The sequence below is a fragment of the Luteibacter anthropi genome (genome assembly GCF_023699965.1).
Taxonomy (GTDB): domain Bacteria; phylum Pseudomonadota; class Gammaproteobacteria; order Xanthomonadales; family Rhodanobacteraceae; genus Luteibacter; species Luteibacter anthropi.
The window spans coordinates 888,801-911,794 of sequence record NZ_CP077072.1 but is presented as its reverse complement, the minus strand read 5'-3'; the positions used below and the strand labels follow the sequence as shown (position 1 = coordinate 911,794).

The following is a 22,994-nucleotide window of genomic DNA, read 5'->3' as shown; positions in this document are numbered from 1 at the left end:
CTGGACAGCCACGTCCAGGCTGAACGACGCGCAGCAAGAGGGGCACGTAATGCGCATGCGTTACCGCCGATGGGGTCGCGGGATGTTCCCGCGACTGCCGTGACGTGGCCCGCGCCAAAACTTTTCCACCAACTGCTCACCGCGCATGCGGAGCGCGGCGACGGCACGCCGATCGCATCGGTGCTGAACCGGTTCTACCTCGGTGTAACGCGCGGCGTTGACGCGTCCTATACGGTTGAGGATCTGCTGGGGATGCACCAGGAACTGCTCCAGCGTGATGCCGTGGTGGCTGACCTCCTGCATGACGTAAATGTCGCTCCAGTGGTTCAGGTAGGCGTCGGGATAGCGAGGCATCGTTAGGACCTCTTCCGCTTGGGTGGGCATTCACCGCGCGCAGCAAACCAGGCATGACGCCAGCGGTAAGCCGTGGAGCGATGGACGTTGAATTGCGCCTGGATCTGTTCGATGGACGGCGTGCCGTGGCACGACCGGGCCCATTCCGCGAAACGGATGGCCAACTCCATGCCGTAACAGACCTGGCCCTTCGGATGCAGGTTTCCCGCCTTCATGCGGGCACCTCGGTGGCCACCAAGGCTTTCGTCAGTGCGCGTGCCTGGTTGCTGTCAAGGTGCCGAAGCACCTCATCCAGGCGCTGGCCCACCGTCAACTCCGGCAAACCCGCTGCCCCTGCGTACGGCAGCAAGGGCTCGCTGACAAACAGCGTCGCGATGCCCAATTCTGCGAGCAGGCAGCGAATGTAGAGGCGCTGGTGCGGCGTCGAGGCGGCCATCACGCACGCCCCTTGACCACACTCTGGAAGCGCAACACGCGTTCCAGCTCGGCCAGCCCCAGGGCAATGCCCACGACGAGCGTGCGGATCCGCGCGGGGAGCTTCGATGGCGCCGCATGAAACTCGTGTTCGGCGGCGCCATCCCGTTCGATGCCGACCCACGCGGCATCCGCAACCAGTTCACGCAAGGACTGCGTCACGGGGTCTCCCAGCGGACCATCGAGACGCACCGACGGATCCAAGTGCGTGGGGAGCAGGAAGAACGCCGCCGCTGCCGCGAGCTCTTCCAGCCCATAGAGATCGTCGCCCAGCGCCGTGTGCCCGTGAATCCCGATCTGGCGGGCGCGTTCGTCCAGCACCAGGCCCACGGCCCGCAAATGCGCCAGGTGTTCTTCTTGCGAATAGAACCGTGACGTCTGCATGCTCAGATCCTCCCGATCAGTTCGCCACTGACCTTGTCCAGGCCAAGCTCAACGACCTGGTTCATGGCGCGGACGATCAGGTTGTGCACCACCAGCGGATACAGCTGGCATTCGATCTCATTGGTGCCAGGACGGCGACGCGTCACGCGGGTACGCATGGCATCGAACGCATCCGCTTCGAATACATCGGTGAGCTTCACACCCACGCGCTTGAATTTCAGCGTCAGGTAGTCTTCCAGGTTGCCGTTCAGCGGCTTCAGTCGCGCGATTTCGCAGCGGCGAATGACTTCGCGCGCGTCCGGGTTGCGGCGCTCGTCCAGGCGATCACCCAGCTCGGGCTGGCCGACCAGCACGATCGACAGGAGTCGGCGGAAACCGTCTTCCATTTCCCAAAAACGCTTCAGGTACTTGAGCGTGGGAATGCTCAGGTCGTGTGCTTCCTCGATCATGAGGACATGCGACATGCCATTGCGGGCACTGGCGGCGAGAATGCGCTGGATCTGCCGGCTCTTGGCCTCCAGCGACAGCTTCGGAGTTTCGGTGCTGAGATCGCCGATGATCGCATCGCAGATATGCGCCGCCGTCAGCTGTCGCTTATCGATGGTCTGCGGTTGGATGATGATGATCGGCTCGTTCTCGCGGTGGATCCGGTCGATCAAGTCGCGGCGCAGCGTGCTTTTGCCGCTACCGCTCTCCCCGACCACCGCCACGAATCCGCCGTGCTTGGCCGCGTAGTACATGCTTTCACGCACGTAACGCTGGTCCGTGCTGAGATAGACGTCCTGCGGGCCCTGCACGTCGTCCTGGAACGGGTGACGGGACAGGTGGAAGTGTTCACGTGCGGACTGGCTGAGCATTTCTGCCTCCGGGAGTTGGATGGTGTCGTCCGCGATGTCGCGTTCGATCGGCTGGGAAACGCGCTCAGCCCGAGGCCGTGCGCTGGGAAAGAGCTCTTCCGTCGAGCCCTCATGACAGAAGGCGGTGGCGATCTCGGCCTCGGGAACGTTGCGGCTACGCAGGAATGTGCACACCTGTTCCTTGAGCGCTTCGATGTTCACGGAGCGCGGCATTTCCTGGCGGAGGATCAGCCACGACACCGTGCTATGGGCGATCGGCTGGCCAGCGCGCGGACCCTCGCTATAGGTGATGACCTTGCATAGCTCGCTCTGGCTGATGCGATGCCGGCGGAGCAAACCGTGCAGTTGCAGCGGGGTGCATTGGTTTTCGATGGGACGGCCCGGATGGTTCATCCGTCAGCCCTCCAGGACAAACACCGGGTGCCGGCTCTCGGCCACCAGGCGTACGCGCTCAGCGCGATCCAGCTTGATCAACTGGCCGGGAACGTATCCCTGGGAGCGCTTATTGACCGCAACCACCACGGCCCACGTGTGGTCGGTGTCTTCGGCCGGTGCGCCGGCATAGCTGATGGGAACAAACACCTCGCTGGGCGCAGTCGATGTGCTGCGCACGAAGTGCTGCCCATGACGGACATGGCCGACTGCAACCAGGGCGGAGCGAGTCGACGGCGATGGAGCAACGACGGAATTGGCGTGCATGCTGATCTCCAGATCAGGTTAGGAAGGGACGACGGGCTACAGGCGGGTGGCGAGCTCCGGGCGAGCGAGGTGAACGCTGGCCGTGATGGCGTTGGCCAAGGGAGAGGTGATGACCGGGGATGCAACAGAAATCGACGGCGCGTCCGGCAGACCACGCGGTTCCTTGGCTTCAAGTGCGACGGGCGCGGTCATCGCCAGGAAGACGATGGGTGATGCGGCGGGCAGCAGCATTTCGAAGCCCGCCGGGTAATACTCCGGCTCGCCCGGATCCATGCGGCAAGCCAGAACGACGACCGGTATCGATGCGTCCGGGCTGAGCCGTTTGGGTGCAGCCAGGTCGGGCTGGATTCCGTCGTCGGTCATGCTGCTGCGGATGGCGCACACGCATTCGACCAAGTACGGGCCCAGCGGCGTGAACAACTCGCCAGGGCTGGCTTCAAGCAACAAGCGAGGATCAGTTACGCGAAAAATGGCTTTCATGGCGGCAGGTCTCCAGGGCGCTCAGCCCACGACGGACAGACGGGGACGCGGCTGACTGAGCGCAACGACGCGCGCAACCAGGTCATCGAGTTCGGTTTCGGGGACACCGTCCGGATACCACTGGCGAACGGCGGTGGATTCCTCTTTCGTGAGGTTTCGATCACCCAGTCGGAACTTGAGCTCCTTCAGGGCATCAAGCAGGCTTAAGGGCTTGAGCTCGATTTGCACCGGGTTGGGTACGTCAAGCTCGGTACCGCGACGCTGGATGTGGCGCGGCGTGTTCTTCGCGGTCTCGCGTACATCTGCAAAGGGATCGATGGTGCCGTTGAACGCGATGCGACCCTTGTTGCGCGCCGCGAGAGCATCGAGCCCCTCGCGTTCGCCGTAGGCGAGCTGGTTGAGCTCTTTGCGCGCACGGTCCACGGGCGTGTCGGCTTTGGCGCCATAGCGCTCACCGAATGCAACCGCGGTTGAAAGGAACCCGGCGTGATCCGTCGCAATGGGGTCGCACTCGATGTATCGAGTCGAGCCGTCTTCGGCCTGCGCCAGCACGAAAAGGCATGGCGCTCGGTATGGGTTCACCGCAACCATCACCGTGTCGCCCACGCGCACGTCGGGCACATGCTCGACCGAGTACACCGCAGGCTCGAAGCCTTTGGCCGTGAATTGGATGGTAAGGTTGCCTTTGACTTTGCGCGCCTCGGGGCGGCTATGCAGCAAGGTCCGGCAGAGGTCTTCCGCTGGGCACAGGCGCAACTGATCCTGACGGACCGTCTGCCACAACGCATCGCGCGTGTGCTTGTGGCGGCTATGAATAGCGGTACCATTGAAGGCACGCAGCCAGGTATCCATTTCCGCGTTGAGCTGTTCGACGCTATCGATCTGTGTAAACGTCAGGCGGCCTTCGAACTTGCGTTCGATGACGTTGTGAATGCTCTCCACCTGGCCCTTGGCACGAGGGTTACCTGGCTTATGAGCCCAGTGCCTGATCATGAGGGCGGTGAGAAGCGCACCGATCGCATGGCTCTGGTTGGCGCTGCCGGCATCCCACACCAACATCCAGGGCACGCCGTGCATTACGTGCGCATCATTGCGCTGCATGACCCACATGAGGAAGTCGAACAGCGTCTGCTGGTCCTCGCCAGCGACGTTGTAGTACCGGCAAAGCACGTCGCCACTGTAGTGATCGGTGACCGCATAGCGGAGCAAACGCTGGTTGCTGACACGCGCCAGATCGCGAGGTTTGCGCGCGTTGAACTTGCGCTCGTCCATCACGCCCATACGGCCGTTGCGAAGGTAGTACAGAACGCAGATCGATGCGTCGAGCTGCCAAACGTGGTTCGGGTGCAGGCTTCGCATGTTGATGTGCGGCTCGGGCCGCGCCAACTGACGCGGATGGCAGTCGTGTTGACGCATCAGCCGCAGCATTGTGCCTGCCGAGACACGCTGACTCAGCAGCCCGTTGGCCAACGACATGTTGATGGCATCCTCCACCGGCATCAGGGCTTTCCCGGTCTGCCGGGTGGCGGCGCGTAACTCCGCCGCCACGGTCTTGATTTCGGTCTCGGATAGGCGGCTGTCACCTTTATCGGTGCGCAATTTACGGCCACTGGTCCACCCAGCGAGGGCGCGCAACTTGGCATAGACCGTGGGGCGCGACACACCGCCGAGCCACTGCTGGGCCTGCTGAATCAGAACACCCGCTTCGCCGTGACGCGCACGACCCAGGCGATCCGCCAGGTTGCGGACGTAGTCCATTTCGGCGAGTTCCCCCGGCTGCATGGCCTTACTCGCCTACCAGTTCGGCAAGCTGCGCCAGTTGGTCGACAGCCCAGCGCCCATTCGACTCGATGCGCGACGCCACGTCATCGTCAAGGCTCAGGCCCGCGTCCGCATACAGTTGATTGATGTCGTCTCCGACCTTGCGCAGTCGTGCGAGGTGCGAGGTAGCTTCGACCACGGCTTCGTCGGCGTCGCGTAGCAGGTCTTCCGCTTGCTGGCGAAGCTGGTCCTGGCCGCTGCTCTTACGACGATCACGGGTGAGCTTGTTGATGCGCTCATCCTTCGCCCGGATGATCTCTTCGTCGGCAGACTTCTCTTCCTCACGCTCCTTGCGCTCGGCGCGCAACGCCGCTTTCAGTTCGCGCACACTCATCTGATCGAGCTCGTCGACGGTGTAGCCCGCCAGCGTGCCGCCCTGTTCCAGTTCGACCAGGGTGTCGTCGTCTTCGGAAAGCAGCTCCAACGCCTTGGTGACGCCGAGGGATTGCAGGCGCGGGAGGTCGTGCAGCTTCGCTGCCGTCTGCATGGCGCGCTGAGCGAATCGCACACCCATGCCAATGTCTTCGAGCGCCTTGATCCAGGTGCCCTGGGCCTCGCGTTCACGGATCTGGATGAGCATCATCCCGATTTCGATCAAGCGCTGGGCGCTCTCGGCCGCGTTTTGCTTGATGCGGTCGATATAGGCATCCAGGTTGTAGCGCATTGGGACGCTGAACTGCTGGTCAATGGCAGCAATATGCCCGGCATGCTCCGCCAGGGCCTGGCCTGCCTGCTCCAGGGCGTCGTGGTTGATGCCATCGTCTGAGGGTTGGATCGCTTCGGGGGAACGAGCGGTGCGTGGACGTGCCATGTGGTGGGTCTCCGATTAACGATGGGCTTCGCCGGCCTGGAAGCGGCGGCGGACTTCCTCGACGCGCCGGCCGGCGTCATCAAGGGCACTGAGGATGCGAAGGGCGAATTGGCCCATACGGGGCGTGACACGCCACCGGCCGTTGTCCAGCGGCTCGGCAAAGCCGGCCTCGCGCAGGTTGGCGAGATCCCGGGTCACGTTGCTCGGGCTGGTGCGCAGCGCTTGGGCGATTTCGCCGGGGGCGAGGCCGTGAACCTCGTTACCGCACAGCAACCCCAGGAGCTTCAGCACGCGCTGCTGCGCAGCGTTGATGTAGTTAGTGCCGCTCATTCGGTCACCTCGATGAAGTCATCGAAGGCCACGAAGGCGTTGAGCGTGGGCTGGTCACCGCACTCGCACGTGAGAACCAAGTCAAGCTCGTTGTTCGGCGCATATTCCCCGACCTCCAGCTGGAGGTCTTCCCCGCATTTCGGGCAGATCAAGGGCGTGCTCAGCGTCGTCATGCCGCCGCTCCCGCCACGCGCAAGAATTCCGCCCACTTGAATCCGTCGGCACTTCGACCCGCCGCATATCGACGGAAGTCGGCGGCCATTGCCGTGTCGCCATGCTGTTCGGCCAGCTGAGCGCCACGTTCGAAGGCGATGCAGGACTTGGCGGCTGCAATGATCTGTTGCTTGCAGGTCTCGACGGTGTAAGTCGGCTTGGTGGCGGCGTGGGTCATGACAAATCAAGCTCCGGTTGGTCGTGGCGCTGCACCTGAGCGCGCTCGTGGGCCAGCAGCGACATGGCAGCGGTGAGGTGATCGGCGGTATCGGTAGCGGTCGCGTCGCCCTGGGCGAATGCCAGGAGCGCGCCGATGGCGGTGTTGCAGGCCTGCTGGACGGCGTGAATGTCGCTTTGGGTGGGCATGCGTCCCGTGGGAAGGTCGACCAGCAGCTTGCGAGCGCTCGTCGCGAGGTACTGGGTGATGAAAGCGCGCCCGCACGCATGCTCCAGTCCGGCGATTTTTCGCGCAGGTACGGAGCCCTGTTCCATCCACTTGTAGACCGTCCACTTGGTCTCACCGACCAGATCGGCAATGCGTTCCACGGACAGCCGATGCTTCTCCTGCGCGAAGGCGACACACGCCTCGACGGCCTCCTGCAAGCTCGATGGTGCCCAGGTCTTCCAATTCCGACGGCTCATTGGATACCCCGCCGCGACGTGGAAACGGGGCTATTCCAAACACGGCGCGCTTTTGCCCTTGCGAAAGGGCCTTGCACGTTGTGAAATGCTATGGACTGAAGCAATTGCCCTTTTGGACCCCCTATGACACAGCGGATCGTCGAGCTAATGCATGTGCAAGCCATTGAAACGGCTGCGCTGGAGTCGTGCGTGGGGGCTCGGTATTGAACGCGCGCAATGCCGTTGCGAGCTTCGCAGGCTCCAGGCGTGTGTGGAGTCACCTTGGTGATTTCACGCATAGGTCAGCCCGCAACCGCGTGACGCGATTCGGCAGACTTCGCCGGGGCACGGGCCCTACGGCGACGGGAAGCGTACTCCCCGTACCACTGCGGCCAGAGTTCGGCGAGCGGCAACCGTGTGATCGCCGCGATCCGTGTTTCGATTTTCCGGCTCCGGCTGCGTCCGTGAATGACGGCTCCCACGGTCGTGGGTTCAACGCTGCACTCACGGGCCACGTCGGACTGCCTGTAGTCACGGATGGCCAGCTCGTACTTGAGCCTGGCAACGCGTTTCTGCTCTTCGGTCATCTCCACCGGCTTTCTCTCTCTTCGCCACTGCGCGAGCGATTGCGTGTCATTTATGTGCCGCTAAAATGTACTACATCGTTACGGTACATAAATGAGGCTTGCCCGTCAATAGCCGGGGGGGCCGTTTAATGCATCCGGCGCAAATCAAGGCCGCGCTGACCATTGCCGGCTACAAGCAAACGGAAGTCGCAGACGCGTGCGGGGTCGCTCCGACGACCGTTGGAGCGGTCATCAACGGCCGGAGTCGAAGCAAAAAGGTGGAAGAGTGGATTTCGACCACTATCGGGGTTGCGCTACGGGATCTCTGGCCCCAGTGGTACGGCGAAGGTGAACTCGTGTTGTCTGCGGAGGAACGGGAGCTCGTTCGAATCCTCCGGACGATGACGGCATCCGATCGCTTAGGGCTTCTTGAAATGGCTAGGCGGTCTCTGACCACGAGCGAGGTCGAGTCTGGTTCCTCGGCCGGCATATCAGTGAAGGGCAACGGAAATCGCGTCGCCGGTCGTGACTTTCACGAGGGAAGCGGCAAGAAGAAATAAGCAACGCTATGGAAGCAGGGGGCTGCATGAATATTCAAACGAATGGTGACAACAACCGGGTCGCCGGTCGCGACTACAACGAATACACCGAAGCGCGAGAGGATGAGCCGGAATGGAGTAGCCCGCCATACGCATCGGGGCTGATTCTGTGTCCTGGTTGCCGGCGGCGTCATATCAACCGCGCGGCGGTTGCCTGTCCACGTTGCGGATACCCACAACGCGAGATCTCAATGGAAGAGCATCGTCGCTCTCTCTTGCGTATCAATCGAGAGCAGGCAAAGTTGCATTGCTATGCAATGCTAGGCTTCGTATCAGGCATTCTCATCGGGCTCTTGGGCCTGAATTTATTAGGGCTCAGCCTACTTGGTTTCGCCCTGACGTGGGCATTCGCAGGATATGCGTTGGGTCCTGTTATCGAGGAGCAAATACGGAACTTGTTTGATCGCAGGTGATCGTTCGGATGGCTCTTCGACAAGAAAAGGGAGGGCGTCGTACCCTCCCGTCACAGCATCGCGACAGTGAGAGCGCTTATTCCGACCCGAGGCGTAATATGCTGTTCCTTTGGCAAAGCCACCAAGTGCGTTATTAGCCAACGCTAAAAGACCTTGATCGCGTCCGGCGGCACCTTGTGTCGCATGGACACCCTCCCAAAACCTCGCATCCCCGCCGGTCTCCGCGACAAGCTTCGCGCGACGCCCCTCCTGGTCCTCGGCGTCATCACCTTCGCGGTGGTGTTCGTACTCAATCCGGCCAAGGTCGGATTGCTGATCTGGGGCGCCTCACGCATCGGCTTGTATGCCTACCTGGGGTACTGGGTCGATAGGGTGATCTTCCCCTACGCTCGCCCGCATACGCTGATCGGCGTCGCACAAGGCACCGCCTGGAAGCGGCGCGCCTTGATCGTGGCGGCCGCACTGGTCGCTGGGGCGTTGCTCCCATGATGGCGTCCATCATCATCGCGATGCTCATCGCCTGGCTGGCTAGGCGGCCTACAGGACTATGGGTGCTCCTGGTCCTACCCGTGCTTTGCCTCGGTCCTGGTGTATCCGCCGTCTTTGCCGCTGACACACCGACCGTACGCATCCCCGCTGACTCCGTGCGCTATCGCCTTCAGTTGGAGCGCGCAGCGGGCGAACGCTTCGGCATCGATGCGCCGGTTGCCACACTGGCCGGCCAGCTGCATCAGGAATCCGGCTGGAACCCCTTGGCCCGGAGCCCATACGCCCAGGGTCTTGCTCAATTCACTCCGCCGACCGCCGCATGGATCCCACAGATATGTCCTGGGCTGGATCATCCGGATCCGTGGGATGCATCCTGGTCCATCCGGGCCGTGGCCTGCTACGACCAGTGGCTGTTCAAGCGGGCGCCAGGTGCCACGGCATGCGATCGATGGGCCATGACGCTCAGCGCATACAACGGCGGCGAAGCAGCGCGAGACCGCGAACGTCGCATGGCCCATGAGGCACGCGATGATCCGGTGCGCTGGTTTGGCCAGGTTGATCGGTACCGATCACGAGGTTCGGGCGCCTGGCAGGAAAATCGAACCTACGTGCGCCGGATTCTGCTCACGTTAGAACCGGCCTACCTTGCCGCCGGCTGGCCCGGCAAGGTGACTTGCCCATGAAATCGGCATTGATCGCCTACGGCTTGCTCGGCGTCGCTGCCGTCCTGGGTATCGCCGAATGGCATGGCCACCATCGTGGTTACGCCGCCGGAGTGGCAGACACCCGGGCTGATGCTGACAAGCAGATCGGCGATGCACACACCGAACGTGATCGCTATCTCGGTGAGCGCAACGTAGCCAACCGGGCACTCGTCGAAGTCAAGCAGTCGCTACAGACACAGCGCAACCAGCTCAACGCCCTGCGCGACATGGCGCGTGCCGCACTCGATGCCCGCGACACCATGCAACAGCAACTCGATGTGCTCACTGCCAAGCACAAAGCCGACCTGACGAAAGCTGCCCATGACGACCCGCAATGTGCCGATCTTGCTCGCCTTCCTGTGTGTCCTACCGTCGCTCGCCGGCTGTGGGGAAACCCGCAAGGAAACCAAGGCGCCGCAGGTCATTGAGGTGCCGGTACCGGCGTTCCAGCCACTGGATCGCCGCCTGACCGACCCGATCCCTGAGCCCTTGGCACCGGCAGCGCATTGCATGCTGGCAGGGGTGCCCACCGTCTGTGTGCTCGACGGTTTGGCTTGGATTGAGGAATGGCGCGGTGTGCTGCGAAAGGCCAATGCCGACCGGGCGACAGCAGCCCAAGTAACGAAGCAACCAGGGGAACAGTGACATGTGGGCATGGAGTGATCTGCAAGCAATCGCCGCGATGGTCTCGGCGAGCTGCTCGATCGTTGCCGCCACGGTGGCCGTGATGGTCTATCGCAAAGCTAGAGCTACGGACCTGAGCGCGCAGATTACGCAGGGTGATCGCGCCCTGCGCAAACACACGGACAAGACCATTGGCGAGGTCAAAGCCCAACTGGTCGATACCAACGAGCGTTTGGCGAACGTCGAGGAAGGCGTGGCCAGGATCGAAGAGTCTCGGAAGCACTTCCTGATCGGTCGGGACCTCGGTCCCATTCACGAGAAGATCAACGACGTGGCCAAACACGTGGCCGCGAATCAGGCAACGTCCAATGCGCTGCGCGAGCAGCTGGGCGTCATCCACGAGTTACTGCTGCGGAGGGAGCGCTAATGGGATTGCAGGACGAACAAACCGCCTTCCGGCGCGGGCGCATCCTGCGCATCCTGGCCGAGAGCAACGACCAGGGCGCGAGCGCGCCGATGATCCGCACGATGGTGCGATCGCTTGGCTACAAGGCCGACACGGACACGATGGCCCTGGATCTGGCCTGGTTGAGTCGGCATGGCTTCGCCACGCTGCGCGATGTCGGCGACATCGAAATGGCCCGGATCACCCAAGCCGGGCGCGACATCGTCAGCCGTGACCTGGATGTCCCGGGTGTGAAGCTGCTGGACGACTGACATGGGCCGCCGATCCACTATCGACCAGCTGCCCCAGGACCTTGCCGATCTGTGCCATCGGCTGATTCGCGATGGGCGCACGATCCATGAAATCACCGATGCCCTTAACCAGCTCGACGCGGACGTGAGCAAGTCGGCCGTGGGCCGTTACGTCAAGGGCGCGCGGGAACAGATGGAGCATTACCGCGAGGCCCAGCTGGTCGCTGGCCAGTGGGTAACCCAGCTCAACGAAAATCCGGGCGGCGACGTCAGCGCGTTGCTGGCCGAGATGCTGAAGACCGTGGCGTTCCGCACGATTGCCGACATTGGCACGGCGGACGGCCCGGTGGGCAAGGACGGGAAACCGCAGCCGCCCAAGCCGATGGACATCATGCTGCTGGCCAAGGCGATCCGGGACATGGAAGCGTCGACCAAGGCCAGCATCGAGCGCCGGGAGCAGATCGAGCGTAAGGCGCTCCAGCGCCAGGCGGAGAAGGCCGAGAAGGTCGCGCAGAAACAGGGGATGTCGCCGGAAGCCTGGGCGCAGATCCGTGCTGAATTCCTGGGCGTGAAGATGGACGATACCGCCGCCGGCACCGACGCATGACGCCGGAAGAACGCGACGAGGCGTTGAACCTGGTCGATGAGATCCAGGCCGAACGTGCGGGCAAGCAACTCGCCGGCCTACCCGCGGCGGACATCCCAAAGATCCTGCTGCCGTACCAGGTGCGCTGGCACCAGGACGATGCGCGCGTGCGCTTTTGCAGCAAGGGGCGCCGCGTGGGCTTCACTTTCGGCGCGTGGGCGGCGGAGGCGGCGCTGGAGGCCGCCCTGGCGCAGGGCGGCATGGACCAGTTCTACATGGGCTACAACCAGGGCATGGCGGCGGAGTTCATCGGCGACTGCGCGACGTTCGCCCGTTGGTACGGCGTGGCGTGCAGCGCCATCGATGTCGCCTACGAGCGTGCCGTGGTCGACAACGAGAGGCGGGACATTGTCCGCTACAAGATCCAGATGGCCAGCGGACACAAGATCGAGGCACTGTCGGCGATGCCTTACAACTGGCGTGGTCGCCAGGGGCATGCCCGCATCGATGAGGCAGGTCACCACCAGCACCTGGGGCCGGTCATTGACGGTGCGATGGCGTATCTGATCTGGGGCGGCCGCGTGTCGATTGGTGGCACGCACAACGGCGAAGACAACCCCTTCAACGATCTGTTGAAGGACATCCGGGCGAAGAAGTTACCGTGGTCGTTGCATGAGGTGCCCTTCAGCCTGGCCGTGCGCGAGGGCTTGTATCGACGCATTGCCCTGGTCACGAAGAAGACCTGGTCATCCGAGGCGGAATCGAGGTTCGTGGCCGAGGTCCGTTCGGTGTATCGCACCGTGGAAGCCGCTGACGAGGAACTGGAGTGCATTCCTGCACGCGGTACGGGCGTCTACTTCTCTCGCATGCTGCTGGAGAAATGCACAACGGACGGAGTCACCGTGCTTCGGTACGCAAAGCCCGCCGAGTTCGTGCTGGATCCCGATCGTCTGCGCATCACCCAGGATTGGATTGACGAGGTGCTGAAACCGGCGGTCGATTCGCTCCCCCAGGATCAACGCACGGTGCTTGGCCAGGACTTCGCCCGGGACGGCGATCTGTCACCGATCGTCATCGGTCAGGCGATCGCGTCCACCGCGCGCTGGCGTACTCCCTTGCGCGTCGAGTTGCGCAAGATTCCGTTCGACTGCCAGAAACTGATCGTGACCTGGCTGCTGCTGAACCTTCCCCTGTTGCACAAGGCCAAGTTCGACGCGCGCGGCAACGGCCAGAGCCATGCCGAAGCGGCGTTACAGCTCATTGGCCCACAGCGTGTAGAGTGCGTTCAGCTGACGGGTGCCTGGTACGACACGTGGTTCCCGCGCTACCACCAGGCGTTCGAAGACGGAGATCTCGAAACGTTCGGTGACGAAGATTGGATCGCAGACCATCGCAGTGTCGTGCTCGTTAAGGGCTCGCCGCGCATGAGCGATGCCCGCACCAAGGGCATGGACGGCGGCTTCCGTCACGGTGATACCGCCGTCAGTGGCGTGCTCATGTGGGCCGCCGCGCGCGATGAGGCGCAACCCTCCGCCGGTGAGTCGGTGGATGCCTCCGGCGATACGTATCGGCCAACCGGCTTCGGTCGTGCCGGTAGCGCATCAATGTTCGGAAAGCGGGCCACGCTGTTTGGCCCTGAGAGCCGCTCGGGACGACCGGGGCGCTAGAAGGTTACGACGGAGACCCCTCATGGACGCTACGAAAATTCACGAAAACTCTCAGCCGGGTTTGATCGGCCGTGTCTGGGCCTGGGTGACCGGAAATCCGTCATCGGCACCGATATCGCCACCCGAAACCGGGCGACTGGTGGAAGCTGCTGGCGCAACCGTCGACCAGGATGAGGATCATTGGCGGCCGCTCACCGGCAACGGACAACGCGACCTGTCGCCGTTGACCCAGGATCGCATGCAACGCCTGGCGCACTATCAGTGGGAGACCAACCTGCTGGCCAACCGGCTGATCGAACTACCGGTGGCGTATCTACTCGCCGGCGGCGTACGGCTCACCGTGCAGGACGATGATGCGCAGGACGCGCTGGATGCATTCTGGGATGACGGCATCAATGCCTGGGATCTGAAGCTCACCAAGCGTGTGCGCGAGCTCGCCCTATTCGGGGAGCAGTGCTATCCGGTGTTCCGCAATGAGTTGAACGGGTTCGTGCGCCTGGGATATCTGGACCCTAAGCTGATCGGAACCGTGGTCACGGATCCGGACAACCTTGAGCAACCGATCGGCATCGTGACCAAGAAAGATAAGCGAGGCGTGGCGAAGCGCTACCGCGTGATCGTCAACGTCCCGGAAACCGCCTTCACCGCACGGACCCAGGAGATCCGAAGCACTTTCGTGGATGGCGATTGTTTCTACTACCGCGTGAATGACCTCAGTAGCGCCACGCGGGGCCGTAGTGACTTGCTGGCTCAGATCGATTGGCTGGATGCATACGACCAGTACCTTTTCGGCGAGCTCGACCGCGCTTCGTTTCTTCGTGCATTCGTCTGGGACGTGACCCTAAAGGGAGCCTCGCCGGCCGAAGTGGAGGAACGTGCGCGCAAGATCACCGCGCCGGCTCCTGGTAGCGTGCGTGTGCATAACGATTCTGAGGCCTGGGACGCGAAGTCCCCCGAACTGCAAGCCAATGACGCGGCCGAAGGCGCAAGGCTATTCCGGAATCACATCCTGGGCGGCGCCACCCAACCCGAGCATTGGTATGGCGGTGGCGGCGACGTCAACCGCAGCACGGGCGAGAGCATGGCCGAGCCCACCGAAAAGATGCTGGCCATGCGCCAGAGCCTGATCGGATACATCCTGGCCGATATCGGTCGCTACGTTGTCCGCAGTGTCTGGCAGGTACTGGAAGAAGATCCGAGCGCCGAACAGCTAAAGATCCTGGGCTCGGTCAAAGCCGCCTGGCCAGAGATCACCTCGAAAGACATCACCAAGTACGCCGCCGCGATCGTGCAGGTCACGACGGCCGCCGCCACCCTGATTGCCGAGGGCCTGATCACGCGCGAAACGGCGTTGCGCCTGGTGCAAGCCCTCGCCAATCGCCTGGGCGTTGAAATCGATGCTGCGCAGGAATTGGCGGCGGCTCAGAAAGAGTTGGGCGACAACGGTGGTCCGGAGCTGGGCGGCTTGCGCCTGCGTAACCAGCCCCCAGCTCCCGTCCCGCCGGTACCGGCAGACGACGCGGCGTAAGACATGGATCCCGAAGAGCGTGTACGACGCTTCCTGGAAGCGGCCGAGGCCGAGATCGCATTCCTGCCTCGCATCCAGAAGGATACGCTTGCCGAACTGGTCAAGCAGTTAGAGATCGCGGAGCAGGCCATCCTCGATGCACTCCGGAGCAGTACCAGCGTCTCGGCGCAGCTGCGTCTGCGCCGGATGCGAGACGAAGTAGAGCGCGCCCTGGAAGACTTCCGGCAGGCGGTGACCAGCTCGACGACTGCCGGCGCTCAGCAGGCGTGGGAAGCCGGTATCCGCACGATTGCCGCACCTTTCGACGCCGCTGGGGTGAGCATCCTCGGGCCGAGCATCGACCGCGGTGCGTTGATGGCCACGCAACGATTTCTGACCAACCGCATCAGTGACATCAGCCTGCGCGCGGTAAACCAGCTCAACGGTGCGCTGATCCAGAACATCGTCGGTGCGACGCCCCTGTCCGACACGGTTACCTTGGTGCAGCGCATTCTCGGCGGTGCGCCACGGTCACGCGCTATGACGGTGGCGTACACGGAAATCGGCCGCGCCCATTCGGTGTCGCAGAACGAGTCTCTCCAGCAGGCGGGGGACATCGTGCCCAACCTGCACAAACGCTGGTTGAAGAGCGGGAAGCTCCATCCCCGTGCGTCGCACGTGCATGCACACAATCAGATTCGGCGCTACGATGAACCTTACGTCGTGGGGGGCGAAAGCCTCATGTTCCCGCGTGATCCCGACGCCAGCGCCGAAAACTCGATCAACTGCGGATGTCATTCGATCCCTGTTGTCGACGGATCCAGCTTCGGGTCGAGCACCATCCAAATCAGCCCGCAGGGCATCGTGCGCAAGATCGTGTTACCGCGCTGAACCTTACTAGGGGGCGCTAAAAGACCCGCGCCCACATATCCACGACATTGTCTCCACGTCGCACTGTTGCGATAGGAGATGATCGTGCCGCCCAAGCCGAATCAGAACGACAAGGCAGCTGAAAAGAGCGCCGCCGACAAGGCTGCTGCTGAGCAGGAGGCCGCTGACAAGGCTGCTGCCGAACAGGAAGCTGCCGCCAAGGCCGCTGCCGAGCAGGAGGCCGCTGACAAGGCTGCTGCCGAGCAGGAAGCTGCCGCCAAGGCTGCTGCTGAGCAGGAGGCCGCCGACAAGGCTGCTGCCGAGCAGGAAGCCGCTGACAAGGCCGACACCGAGCAGGAAGCCGCCGCCAAGGCTGCCGCCGAGAAGAAAGCCTCCGAACGGGCGCTCGCCGATGGCGTGCGCGTGCTTGCCGAAGCTCATCGCGATGGCAAGACCATTCGCGTCCTGTCGGACGCGACCCGCGTGTGGAAGGAGACGCTGTGAAACGCACGCGCCTCTCTTCCAGCATCGCCGCGCTGCTGGCCACCGGCCTGGTGCCGACCGCCGGCATCGTCGGCCAGAACGCACTGCGCGAGGCCGCAGCGACCGAGTTCGGTCAGGTGCGCGACCTCTTGCAGGCCGCGTTGCGGGCGAACTACGGCCTTTCCGACACCGACTGGGTGTGTATCGAGGCCATCTATCCGGATCGCGTGGTGGTGGAGCGCGATGGCAAGAACTACGAGTTCACCTATGCCATTGATGACGCCAACAACGTCACGCTGGGCGCCGCGGTTGAAGTGGTGATCACCACCACGCCGGTGACCGACACCACGGTGCGCGAAGCCGCAGCGACCGATGCCGAGGCAAGACAGCGACTGGTGTTTTCCGCCATTCGCAAGGTCAATCCCGACGTGTGGAATTTCGTTGCCGTCTACCCCGACAACGTGGTGATCACCAGCGGCAATAATGGTCGGCAGTACGCCTACCCGTACACCATCGACGACAGCAATCAGGTCACCGTGGGCACACCCTATGAGGTCGTGTCGACCCATGTACCGGCGTCCAGTGCGACGCCGCTGCGCGAAAGCGCCGCAACGAACAAACCGACGGCAGCGGGTGCAGCGGGCGGTGGCACGAAGACCAATAACGCCACCGCCCTGCACGGGGATGTATTCATCGAAGCCGTAGGGGATGACGACAAGCCCTCGCGCTACCTGGTGCGGGTGATTCGCGCGGGGACGTCCCTCAACAATGTGACCTATCCGCGCGAGGTGCTGCGCGAGGCGGCACCTTTGTTCGATGGCGTGCGCGTCTTCGTCAAGAGCGACGCGGAACACATCAAGGGCGGTGGCAAGGACTTTCGCCAGCTGGTGGGCAAGCTCAGCGATCCAAAGTTCATCGAGGCCGGCTCGGGTGAGATCCAGGCCACGCTCGATGTCCTGGAATCCAGCGATGTCGCCGCCAAGCTACGCGAGGCCGTCGCCCGTGACATGACCGATCTGTTCGGCCTGTCGATCGACGCCAGCGGCAAGAGCAAGAAATCCGGCAGGTTCCGCGAAGCCATCAGCCTGACCAAGGTGGACAGCGTGGATCTCATCATCGAGCCCGGTGCCGGCGGGCAATTTATTCGGTTCGCCGAAGCCCACCAGGAGAGCGACACCATGCTGCGCGAGCAGATGATTTCTCAGATCCGTGCCCGCGATGCAAAGCGGGCTGACGCCCTGGCCAATGCCAGCGATGACGACGTACTCACGGCCTACCGTGAAGCCGTCGGTTCGCCCGGTACCGGCCTGACCGAAGATCAGCTCGAAGCGCGCCTGCGCATGGTCGAGGCCCGCGCTTCGGCCCGTACGCTGATCGCCGGCAGTCGCCTGCCGGCGGTGGCCCAGGAGCGGCTCACCACCCGTTTCGCCGAGGCCGCCAGCTTCAGCGAAGACGACGTGCGCAAGGCCATTGAAGACGAACGGACCTATCTGGGTCGCTTCGCCGAAGGTGCTCAGGTACGTGGGCTGGGGATGCAGATCGAGATGGGCGAAGGCCGTGCGGAGAAGATGGCCGCCATGCTCGACGACTTCTTCGATCGTTCGAAGCCGTCTATGTCGTTCAAGGAGTGCTACATCGAGCTCACGGGCGATGCGAAGGTCACCGGCCTGGTCCGCAACATGGACGAGAGTCGTCTGCGCGAGGCGGCGGGTGACCGCGTATTCCGCGAAGCCATCAACTCCGGCACGTTCGCCGACATCCTGGGTGACTCCATCACCCGCGCGATGATTCGTCAGTACGCGAATCTACCCGGCTGGAGTGACTGGCGCTGGCTGTGCGATATCGTGCCGGTGTCCGACTTCCGTACCCAGGAACGCACGCGGATCGGCGGTTTCGGTGATCTGCCCGACGTTGCCCAGGGCGCGCCCTACAACGAACTCAACCCGCCCGACGATGAGGCGGCGAGCTACGCCGCGTCCAAGCGCGGCGGTCTCCAGACGATCACGCTGGAGGCGATCGCCAACGACGATGTGGGCCTGTTCCGCCGTATGCCGACCATGCTGGCCACCTCGGCCGCGCGAACGCTGTACAAGTTCGTTTACGGCTTCCTGGATGCCAATCGTGCGATCTACGATGGCAAGGCATTGTTTCATGCCGATCACGCCAACCTGGGAACAGCTGCGCTTGCGGCGGCGTCGTTCTCGGCCGCACGTCTGTCGATGTTCCAGCAGGCGGAGATGAGCAGCGGCGAGCGCCTGGGTATTCCGCTTCGTCACCTGGCCATTCCGGGCGATTTGCAGCAGGCCGCTTATGACCTGTTCCAGCGCTCCACGAACCTCGATAAGACGTTCGTGCAAAGCCAGGATCCAACGGTCCATGTGGTGACGCACTGGACGGATGCCAATAACTGGTTTGCGACCGCCGACAACGCCGACGTGCCTCTCATTGAGCTGGGTTTCTACAACGGCCAGGAAGATCCCGAGCTGTTTGTCCAGGACCAGCCCACGGCGGGCAGCGTCTTCACCAACGACAAGATCACCTACAAGATCCGCCATATCTACGGCGGTGCGGTCCGCGACTATCGCGGCTTCTACGGCGCCATCGTCGCCTGACGGCCGCTTATCGAGCGTGCAAGACGGCCAAGGATGGCCCCCTTTTTTCCCTTCGTGACCCTTTCCCCATGACGCTTGCCGACTACCAGACACGGGTTGCTGACCTGGTCCGCGATCGCGATGCCGTGATCACCGACGTGCAGCGTGACGATGCCGTTCGCGCGGCGTTTGCACGGTACTCGGCTGTCTTCCCGCGCCCCGTGGTGGTAGATCTGGTGTCCACTGGCGGCCAGCGCATTGAGCTGCCTGGCGGCTTCACGTCGGAATCGACCGTCGTGGCGTTGGAATATCCCGTAGGGCAGATTCCTCCCATCGAATTGCCGTTATCCGAGGTGCGGGTCTATACCGCTCCGACGCAGCGCCTGCTTGACTTGCCGCTGGTCACTCGCAACGGTGACGTATTGCGGATGACGTACACGGCCGCGCACCTGGTTGATGGTATCGACGACACCGTCTTGCCTGCACATCGTCAGGCCGTGGCCAGCCTCGCAGCCAGCATGCTGTGCGGCCAGCTGGTCAGCTACTACTCGTCGGAGATGGAGAGCACGATTTCTGCGGACGCGGTGAACTACAAGGACAAAGCGCAGCGGTTCCGTCAGCGGGCAAAAGACCTGGAAGCCACCTTCGTCGACGTCGTCGGCGACGCGCCCAGCGATCGCGCCAAGGCGGCCAGCGCCACGGTTGGGCTTGAACGTCGTAACGCCCTGGGCGGTCGTCGACTGTTCCACCCCACCCGGGACTGGGCGCGCTGATGGATATCACGGTAGATACCAGTCAGATCACGCAGCTGACGACGCTATGGCAGCAGGCGCCCGAGATTGCTGGCCAGGAGATGCTGCGCGCAGCCACGGAGATCGATCTGCTGGTGCAGGGCGAGCTGATGCAGATCATGCCGCGCGGTGTGGGTGGCCTGCATGGCGCGGGCCTGACAGGTGCGGTCTTCCGCGAAGAACACCTGCTCGACCAAGGCGTCACCGGCATGGTGGCGACCTCTCAGCAGTACGCCGAATACGTCGAGGTGGGCACCAAGCCGCATGCCCCGCCCATCCAACCGCTCAAAGACTGGGTCGAGGTGAAGCTGGGCATTCGTGGCGAGGAAGCCACCGGCGTGGCCTTTGCGATCAGCCGCTCGATCGCCAAGCGAGGCACCCGGGCGCAGCCGGTGTGGCAGCAGACGTATCAGCGACTCTTGCCAACGATCCAGTCCAAGCTGGATGAGGGTGTGGCACGCATCCGGGCGCGCCTGGCCGGAGGCGCCGCATGACCGCTATCCGAAGCGCCATCGTGGCGAAGATCCAGTCGATACCGGATGTCGGCGTGGTCCATGCCTACGAACGCTATGCCACGGCGATGGACAAGCTCAAGAGCTTGTATGTGGCTCCGGGCGGCGATCGGCTACTGGGCTGGTTCGTGCGCCGCCAGGCGATTGCTGAGAGCAGCGCCAACGGCCGCGCCCGTATCGTGGATACAACGTGGCGTGTCCAGGGCGTCATGGCGCTGAACGACAGTGATCGGAGCGAACTGCTGTTCGATGACCTCATCGAGGCGCTGCGCGACGCCTTCCGTATCGATACGACGCTCGGCGGCCTGTGTAAGGCGCCCATTCCGGCGGGTGAACCGGCCGGCCTGCAATTGATCGACGCCGGCACTGTGATGTTTGCCGGGGTCCTCTGTCACGGTGCGCGCCTGGCGCTGCGCACCCACCACCTCGTCACCGCTTGACCGGAGTATTCATGACCACCGAAGAAGCCACGAAAACCCCCACCCTGACGGTCACGCTGCTCAAGGGCGGCCATACCCACGCCGGCCAGGCATGCGCCAAGGGCGACAAGATCGATGTGACGCCGGCAGAAGCGGAATGGCTGGCTGACCCCAAGCGTGGGCTTATCGCCCCGCCCAGCAAGGCCGGCAATGCCGGTCGCAACGAGGCCTGATTCCAATGTCTGCGACGACCGAATATTTCAGCATGCAGGGCAAAGTGGCCCTGGGTATCCGTAATCCTGATGGCTCCCGCCAGCCGGCGAAGTGGGTCTACGACGCCAGCACCCTGGAATGGGGCTTCAGCGTCGATAAGGATGAGAAGAACGAGAACTGGAGCGGTGCGCGCGGCCTGGCTGCGACGCTGCAGACCAAGAAGACCATGACCGTGAAGTTGACGCTGGGCCAGCTCAACGACACGAACGCCGCGCAGTCGGTCGCCGGCACTGCGGTGGCGATCGCCGCTGGCACGGTGACTGCCGAGGCGATCGGCACGCCGGATGTCGGTGACATGGTGGGTCTGGAATATGCCAAGGTCGCGGAGGTCGTACTTAAAGCCGGTGCTGCCACCCTCACGAAGGACACCGATTACACGCTCAATCCCGCCACTGGCGTGCTGACGTTCCTCACCAAAGCCGCTAGCCCGGTATCGGCGGCGTATTCCTATTCAGCGCATTCGCTGGTAACCGTGTTCAGCGGAAGCAATCCGGACATGTACGTTCTGTTTGATGGTGAAAACACCGTCGATGGTGCGACTGGCAAATGCCGTGGCGAGGTGAATCGCATCACGTTCGATCCGGCCTCCACGCTCGCCCTGATCAACTCCACATTCGGCGAAATGGAACTCAATGGCTCGGCCCGGGTGGACCCGCTGCGCATCAGCAATCCGCGTTATGGCGGGTACGCCCGTCTCATCCTCGTGGATCCGGAGGTCTGATAACGCGGTAGGTTCGGATGCCCAGGGAGCGAGGAAAGCATCCAGCTTCCTGGGCTGTGGATCCGGCGATAGTAAGGAGCGTCAGTTTTTCTCTTCGATCATGTTCTGAAGCGCTTCCGTCCAGAACGCTACCCGGCGCGATTTCTCAGCTTCGCCTTTGGCCACTTCTGATCCACTCACTTGGGCGAGTAATGCTTTCGGGGCATAAGTGGACGTCATGTCTTTCCAGGATTCGAAGACCTCGACCAGGTTGGGGTGACTCCTGGCAAGGGCGCCGATGAGGATCATGTCGACGTCACCTCGGGCGTGAACCTGCATGAGTCCGGCCTGCAAGGCACTGATGTGATCGAACGCAAGTGCCAGTTTCTCTTCGCCAGGGTCGAATTTGATCTGCGCCATCACACCATCTCCATTGAGTATTAGGACCCCATCATGGCACGCAAAATCATTTCGCCGGAAGAAACACACAACGCCAAAGCGGCAGCGCCCAAGCCGGGCCCGGACACCAGCAATGACGATGTGGCCATTCTCCATCCGGATCTGACGTTCACGGTAGGGGGGCGCCAGGTCACTGTGCGGGAGTATCGCTTCGTCGATGGCATGCGTGTGCGCGCGAAGGCCAAGCACCTGGTTCAGGACCTGCACCAGCAGATTGCAGCAGGAGAAGCGCTCACCGAAGACGTTCTCAACGTGCTGGCGGTCCACGCCGACCTCGTCCGCGAGTTGGTTATCGAGGCAACGTTCGGCGCCGACGCCGACTGGTACGACGCTCTGGATGATGCGAATGGCACCCAGCTGCTGATCGCCTGGTGGAGTGTCTGCGGCCCTTTTTTTATCCGACAGATCGCCAGCCGAATCGGCCAGGCCCTGAAGCTCAAGGAGGCCCTCGTTGGGCTGACGTCTTCGACAGGCTCGCCCGCGCAGGGCACGGCCCGGCCGATCAGCTAGGCGAGCGCTACACGCTTCGCCAGCTGGCACTGCTGTATGAGGCGGCGAAACGCCATGAGGACCAGCGACGGGCGGACCTGACGGAAGCCACGATGATGGGCTATAGCGGCGCTAGGTCAGAGAAAGCAAACCGTCACGCCCGCCAGTTCATCAGCGCTCTGCGCAAGAGCTAAAGCTCAGCCGTGTCGCCACCAGCGCTGGAAAGACGCCAGGACGTAAATGGCCAGGCCACCCGCCATGACGAACATGCCTGCTTCCAGAAACTGAGGGAACAGCATGCCGCCTACAAGAAACATCACAAGACCCAACACAAAGACGACACCGCCCATGATCTTCAGCCGCTTAATGTCTTTGCTGGTTTGCTCGATGACTGTGGCCGCTACAGGACGGCCACAGTGTGGGCACGCGGGTGCCGCGTCAGAAACATCTTTACCGCAGTCGCGGCATGCGATCAGCGCCATTGGCAAGCTCCCCTCCTGGTGGACGGCCGG

34 protein-coding genes are annotated in these 22,994 nt (G+C 62.9%); 19 read left to right on the top strand and 15 right to left on the bottom strand.

All coding sequences use genetic code 11. From position 1 onward, the window contains the following. Nucleotides 1-60: 60 nt before the first annotated feature. The 13 genes from KR767_RS04210 to KR767_RS04150 are packed head-to-tail and all read right to left on the bottom strand — an operon-like array spanning nt 61 to nt 7,026. Entirely contained in the window at nt 61-354 is a 294-nt protein-coding gene (locus tag KR767_RS04210; RefSeq protein WP_250878214.1) for a hypothetical protein, read from the bottom strand. Between the two features lie 2 nt (nt 355-356). After that, nucleotides 357-569, bottom strand: a complete 213-nt coding sequence (locus tag KR767_RS04205; protein ID WP_250878213.1) for a helix-turn-helix domain-containing protein — start codon at nt 567-569, stop codon at nt 357-359. Then, nucleotides 566-790, bottom strand: coding sequence for a hypothetical protein (locus tag KR767_RS04200; protein WP_250878212.1), 225 nt, complete (start codon nt 788-790; stop codon nt 566-568). The genes KR767_RS04205 and KR767_RS04200 overlap by 4 nt, the downstream gene beginning before the upstream one ends. Then, a complete protein-coding gene (locus tag KR767_RS04195; protein ID WP_250878211.1) occupies nt 790-1,212 on the bottom strand; it encodes a hypothetical protein in 423 nt (140 codons plus the stop codon). The genes KR767_RS04200 and KR767_RS04195 overlap by 1 nt, the downstream gene beginning before the upstream one ends. Nucleotides 1,213-1,214: 2 nt before the next feature. Beyond that, nucleotides 1,215-2,462 carry an ExeA family protein gene (locus tag KR767_RS04190; protein WP_250878210.1) on the bottom strand — a complete coding sequence of 416 codons (1,248 nt, stop codon included), beginning with the start codon at nt 2,460-2,462 and terminating at the stop codon, nt 1,215-1,217. A 3-nt stretch (nt 2,463-2,465) separates the two neighbouring features. Further along, nucleotides 2,466-2,768, bottom strand: coding sequence for a hypothetical protein (locus tag KR767_RS04185; protein ID WP_250878209.1), 303 nt, complete (start codon nt 2,766-2,768; stop codon nt 2,466-2,468). Nucleotides 2,769-2,804: 36 nt separating this feature from the next. Beyond that, nucleotides 2,805-3,248 carry a hypothetical protein gene (locus KR767_RS04180; RefSeq protein ID WP_250878208.1) on the bottom strand — a complete coding sequence of 148 codons (444 nt, stop codon included), beginning with the start codon at nt 3,246-3,248 and terminating at the stop codon, nt 2,805-2,807. Between the two features lie 21 nt (nt 3,249-3,269). After that, nucleotides 3,270-5,006 carry a hypothetical protein gene (locus KR767_RS04175; RefSeq protein WP_250878207.1) on the bottom strand — a complete coding sequence of 579 codons (1,737 nt, stop codon included), beginning with the start codon at nt 5,004-5,006 and terminating at the stop codon, nt 3,270-3,272. A gap of 28 nt (nt 5,007-5,034) precedes the next feature. Continuing rightward, nucleotides 5,035-5,880 carry a hypothetical protein gene (locus tag KR767_RS04170; protein ID WP_250878206.1) on the bottom strand — a complete coding sequence of 282 codons (846 nt, stop codon included), beginning with the start codon at nt 5,878-5,880 and terminating at the stop codon, nt 5,035-5,037. 15 nt (nt 5,881-5,895) lie between these two features. Continuing rightward, nucleotides 5,896-6,210: a winged helix-turn-helix domain-containing protein gene (locus tag KR767_RS04165; RefSeq protein ID WP_250878205.1), complete on the bottom strand. Its 315-nt coding sequence runs from the start codon at nt 6,208-6,210 to the stop codon at nt 5,896-5,898. Further along, nucleotides 6,207-6,383, bottom strand: coding sequence for a hypothetical protein (locus tag KR767_RS04160; RefSeq protein ID WP_250878204.1), 177 nt, complete (start codon nt 6,381-6,383; stop codon nt 6,207-6,209). Before KR767_RS04160 ends, KR767_RS04165 begins: the two co-directional genes overlap by 4 nt. Then, a complete protein-coding gene (locus KR767_RS04155; RefSeq protein ID WP_250878203.1) occupies nt 6,380-6,601 on the bottom strand; it encodes a hypothetical protein in 222 nt (73 codons plus the stop codon). The genes KR767_RS04160 and KR767_RS04155 overlap by 4 nt, the downstream gene beginning before the upstream one ends. Further along, nucleotides 6,598-7,026: a hypothetical protein gene (locus KR767_RS04150; RefSeq protein WP_250878202.1), complete on the bottom strand. Its 429-nt coding sequence runs from the start codon at nt 7,024-7,026 to the stop codon at nt 6,598-6,600. Before KR767_RS04150 ends, KR767_RS04155 begins: the two co-directional genes overlap by 4 nt. 733 nt (nt 7,027-7,759) lie before the next feature. On the opposite strand from KR767_RS04150, the gene KR767_RS04145 reads away from it, so the two are divergent. From KR767_RS04145 to KR767_RS04060, 18 genes are all read left to right on the top strand, one after another. Next, on the top strand, nt 7,760-8,170 hold the full coding sequence (locus KR767_RS04145) for a helix-turn-helix domain-containing protein (RefSeq protein ID WP_250878201.1): 411 nt from the start codon (nt 7,760-7,762) through the stop codon (nt 8,168-8,170). 26 nt (nt 8,171-8,196) lie between these two features. Next, complete coding sequence (locus tag KR767_RS04140) at nt 8,197-8,622, top strand: hypothetical protein (protein WP_250878200.1); 426 nt, start codon at nt 8,197-8,199, stop codon at nt 8,620-8,622. A 153-nt stretch (nt 8,623-8,775) separates the two neighbouring features. Then, nucleotides 8,776-9,111, top strand: a complete 336-nt coding sequence (locus KR767_RS04135) for a putative holin (RefSeq protein WP_250878199.1) — start codon at nt 8,776-8,778, stop codon at nt 9,109-9,111. Beyond that, a complete protein-coding gene (locus tag KR767_RS04130; RefSeq protein ID WP_250878198.1) occupies nt 9,108-9,794 on the top strand; it encodes a transglycosylase SLT domain-containing protein in 687 nt (228 codons plus the stop codon). Before KR767_RS04135 ends, KR767_RS04130 begins: the two co-directional genes overlap by 4 nt. Then, on the top strand, nt 9,791-10,243 hold the full coding sequence (locus KR767_RS04125; RefSeq protein WP_250878197.1) for a hypothetical protein: 453 nt from the start codon (nt 9,791-9,793) through the stop codon (nt 10,241-10,243). Before KR767_RS04130 ends, KR767_RS04125 begins: the two co-directional genes overlap by 4 nt. A gap of 218 nt (nt 10,244-10,461) precedes the next feature. Next, nucleotides 10,462-10,866 (top strand): hypothetical protein, encoded by a 405-nt coding sequence (locus KR767_RS04120; protein ID WP_250878196.1) that lies wholly within the window; start codon nt 10,462-10,464, stop codon nt 10,864-10,866. After that, the gene (locus tag KR767_RS04115; protein ID WP_250878195.1) at nt 10,866-11,156 is read left to right on the top strand and encodes a VpaChn25_0724 family phage protein; all 291 of its coding nucleotides are present in this window, start codon (nt 10,866-10,868) and stop codon (nt 11,154-11,156) included. Before KR767_RS04120 ends, KR767_RS04115 begins: the two co-directional genes overlap by 1 nt. Nucleotide 11,157: 1 nt before the next feature. Continuing rightward, complete coding sequence (locus tag KR767_RS04110) at nt 11,158-11,742, top strand: DUF3486 family protein (protein WP_250878194.1); 585 nt, start codon at nt 11,158-11,160, stop codon at nt 11,740-11,742. After that, entirely contained in the window at nt 11,739-13,388 is a 1,650-nt protein-coding gene (locus tag KR767_RS04105; protein WP_250878193.1) for a hypothetical protein, read from the top strand. The genes KR767_RS04110 and KR767_RS04105 overlap by 4 nt, the downstream gene beginning before the upstream one ends. A gap of 22 nt (nt 13,389-13,410) precedes the next feature. Next, nucleotides 13,411-14,916, top strand: a complete 1,506-nt coding sequence (locus KR767_RS04100) for a hypothetical protein (protein WP_250878192.1) — start codon at nt 13,411-13,413, stop codon at nt 14,914-14,916. Between the two features lie 3 nt (nt 14,917-14,919). Beyond that, nucleotides 14,920-15,786, top strand: coding sequence for a phage minor head protein (locus KR767_RS04095; RefSeq protein WP_250878191.1), 867 nt, complete (start codon nt 14,920-14,922; stop codon nt 15,784-15,786). Nucleotides 15,787-15,864: 78 nt separating this feature from the next. Beyond that, nucleotides 15,865-16,269, top strand: a complete 405-nt coding sequence (locus KR767_RS04090; protein ID WP_250878190.1) for a hypothetical protein — start codon at nt 15,865-15,867, stop codon at nt 16,267-16,269. After that, a complete protein-coding gene (locus KR767_RS04085) occupies nt 16,266-18,860 on the top strand; it encodes a phage major capsid protein (RefSeq protein WP_250878189.1) in 2,595 nt (864 codons plus the stop codon). The genes KR767_RS04090 and KR767_RS04085 overlap by 4 nt, the downstream gene beginning before the upstream one ends. Before the next feature lie 68 nt (nt 18,861-18,928). Then, nucleotides 18,929-19,612, top strand: coding sequence for a hypothetical protein (locus KR767_RS04080; RefSeq protein ID WP_250878188.1), 684 nt, complete (start codon nt 18,929-18,931; stop codon nt 19,610-19,612). Next, nucleotides 19,612-20,124, top strand: coding sequence for a hypothetical protein (locus KR767_RS04075; protein ID WP_250878187.1), 513 nt, complete (start codon nt 19,612-19,614; stop codon nt 20,122-20,124). The genes KR767_RS04080 and KR767_RS04075 overlap by 1 nt, the downstream gene beginning before the upstream one ends. Continuing rightward, a complete protein-coding gene (locus tag KR767_RS04070; protein ID WP_250878186.1) occupies nt 20,121-20,582 on the top strand; it encodes a hypothetical protein in 462 nt (153 codons plus the stop codon). The genes KR767_RS04075 and KR767_RS04070 overlap by 4 nt, the downstream gene beginning before the upstream one ends. A gap of 11 nt (nt 20,583-20,593) precedes the next feature. Further along, nucleotides 20,594-20,794, top strand: a complete 201-nt coding sequence (locus KR767_RS04065; protein WP_250878185.1) for a DUF7210 family protein — start codon at nt 20,594-20,596, stop codon at nt 20,792-20,794. Nucleotides 20,795-20,799: 5 nt separating this feature from the next. Further along, a complete protein-coding gene (locus KR767_RS04060) occupies nt 20,800-21,555 on the top strand; it encodes a phage tail tube protein (protein WP_250878184.1) in 756 nt (251 codons plus the stop codon). An 81-nt stretch (nt 21,556-21,636) separates the two neighbouring features. On the opposite strand, the gene KR767_RS04055 is transcribed toward KR767_RS04060, so the two are convergent. After that, nucleotides 21,637-21,954, bottom strand: a complete 318-nt coding sequence (locus KR767_RS04055; RefSeq protein WP_250878183.1) for a hypothetical protein — start codon at nt 21,952-21,954, stop codon at nt 21,637-21,639. A 33-nt stretch (nt 21,955-21,987) separates the two neighbouring features. Here KR767_RS04055 and KR767_RS04050 point away from each other — a divergent pair, with 33 nt between their 5' ends. After that, nucleotides 21,988-22,503: a DUF6631 family protein gene (locus KR767_RS04050; protein ID WP_250878182.1), complete on the top strand. Its 516-nt coding sequence runs from the start codon at nt 21,988-21,990 to the stop codon at nt 22,501-22,503. A 176-nt stretch (nt 22,504-22,679) separates the two neighbouring features. Here the strand turns inward: KR767_RS04050 and KR767_RS04045 are convergent, their stop codons facing one another. Next, nucleotides 22,680-22,964 carry a hypothetical protein gene (locus KR767_RS04045; RefSeq protein WP_250878181.1) on the bottom strand — a complete coding sequence of 95 codons (285 nt, stop codon included), beginning with the start codon at nt 22,962-22,964 and terminating at the stop codon, nt 22,680-22,682. Between the last annotated feature and the right edge of the window lie 30 nt (nt 22,965-22,994).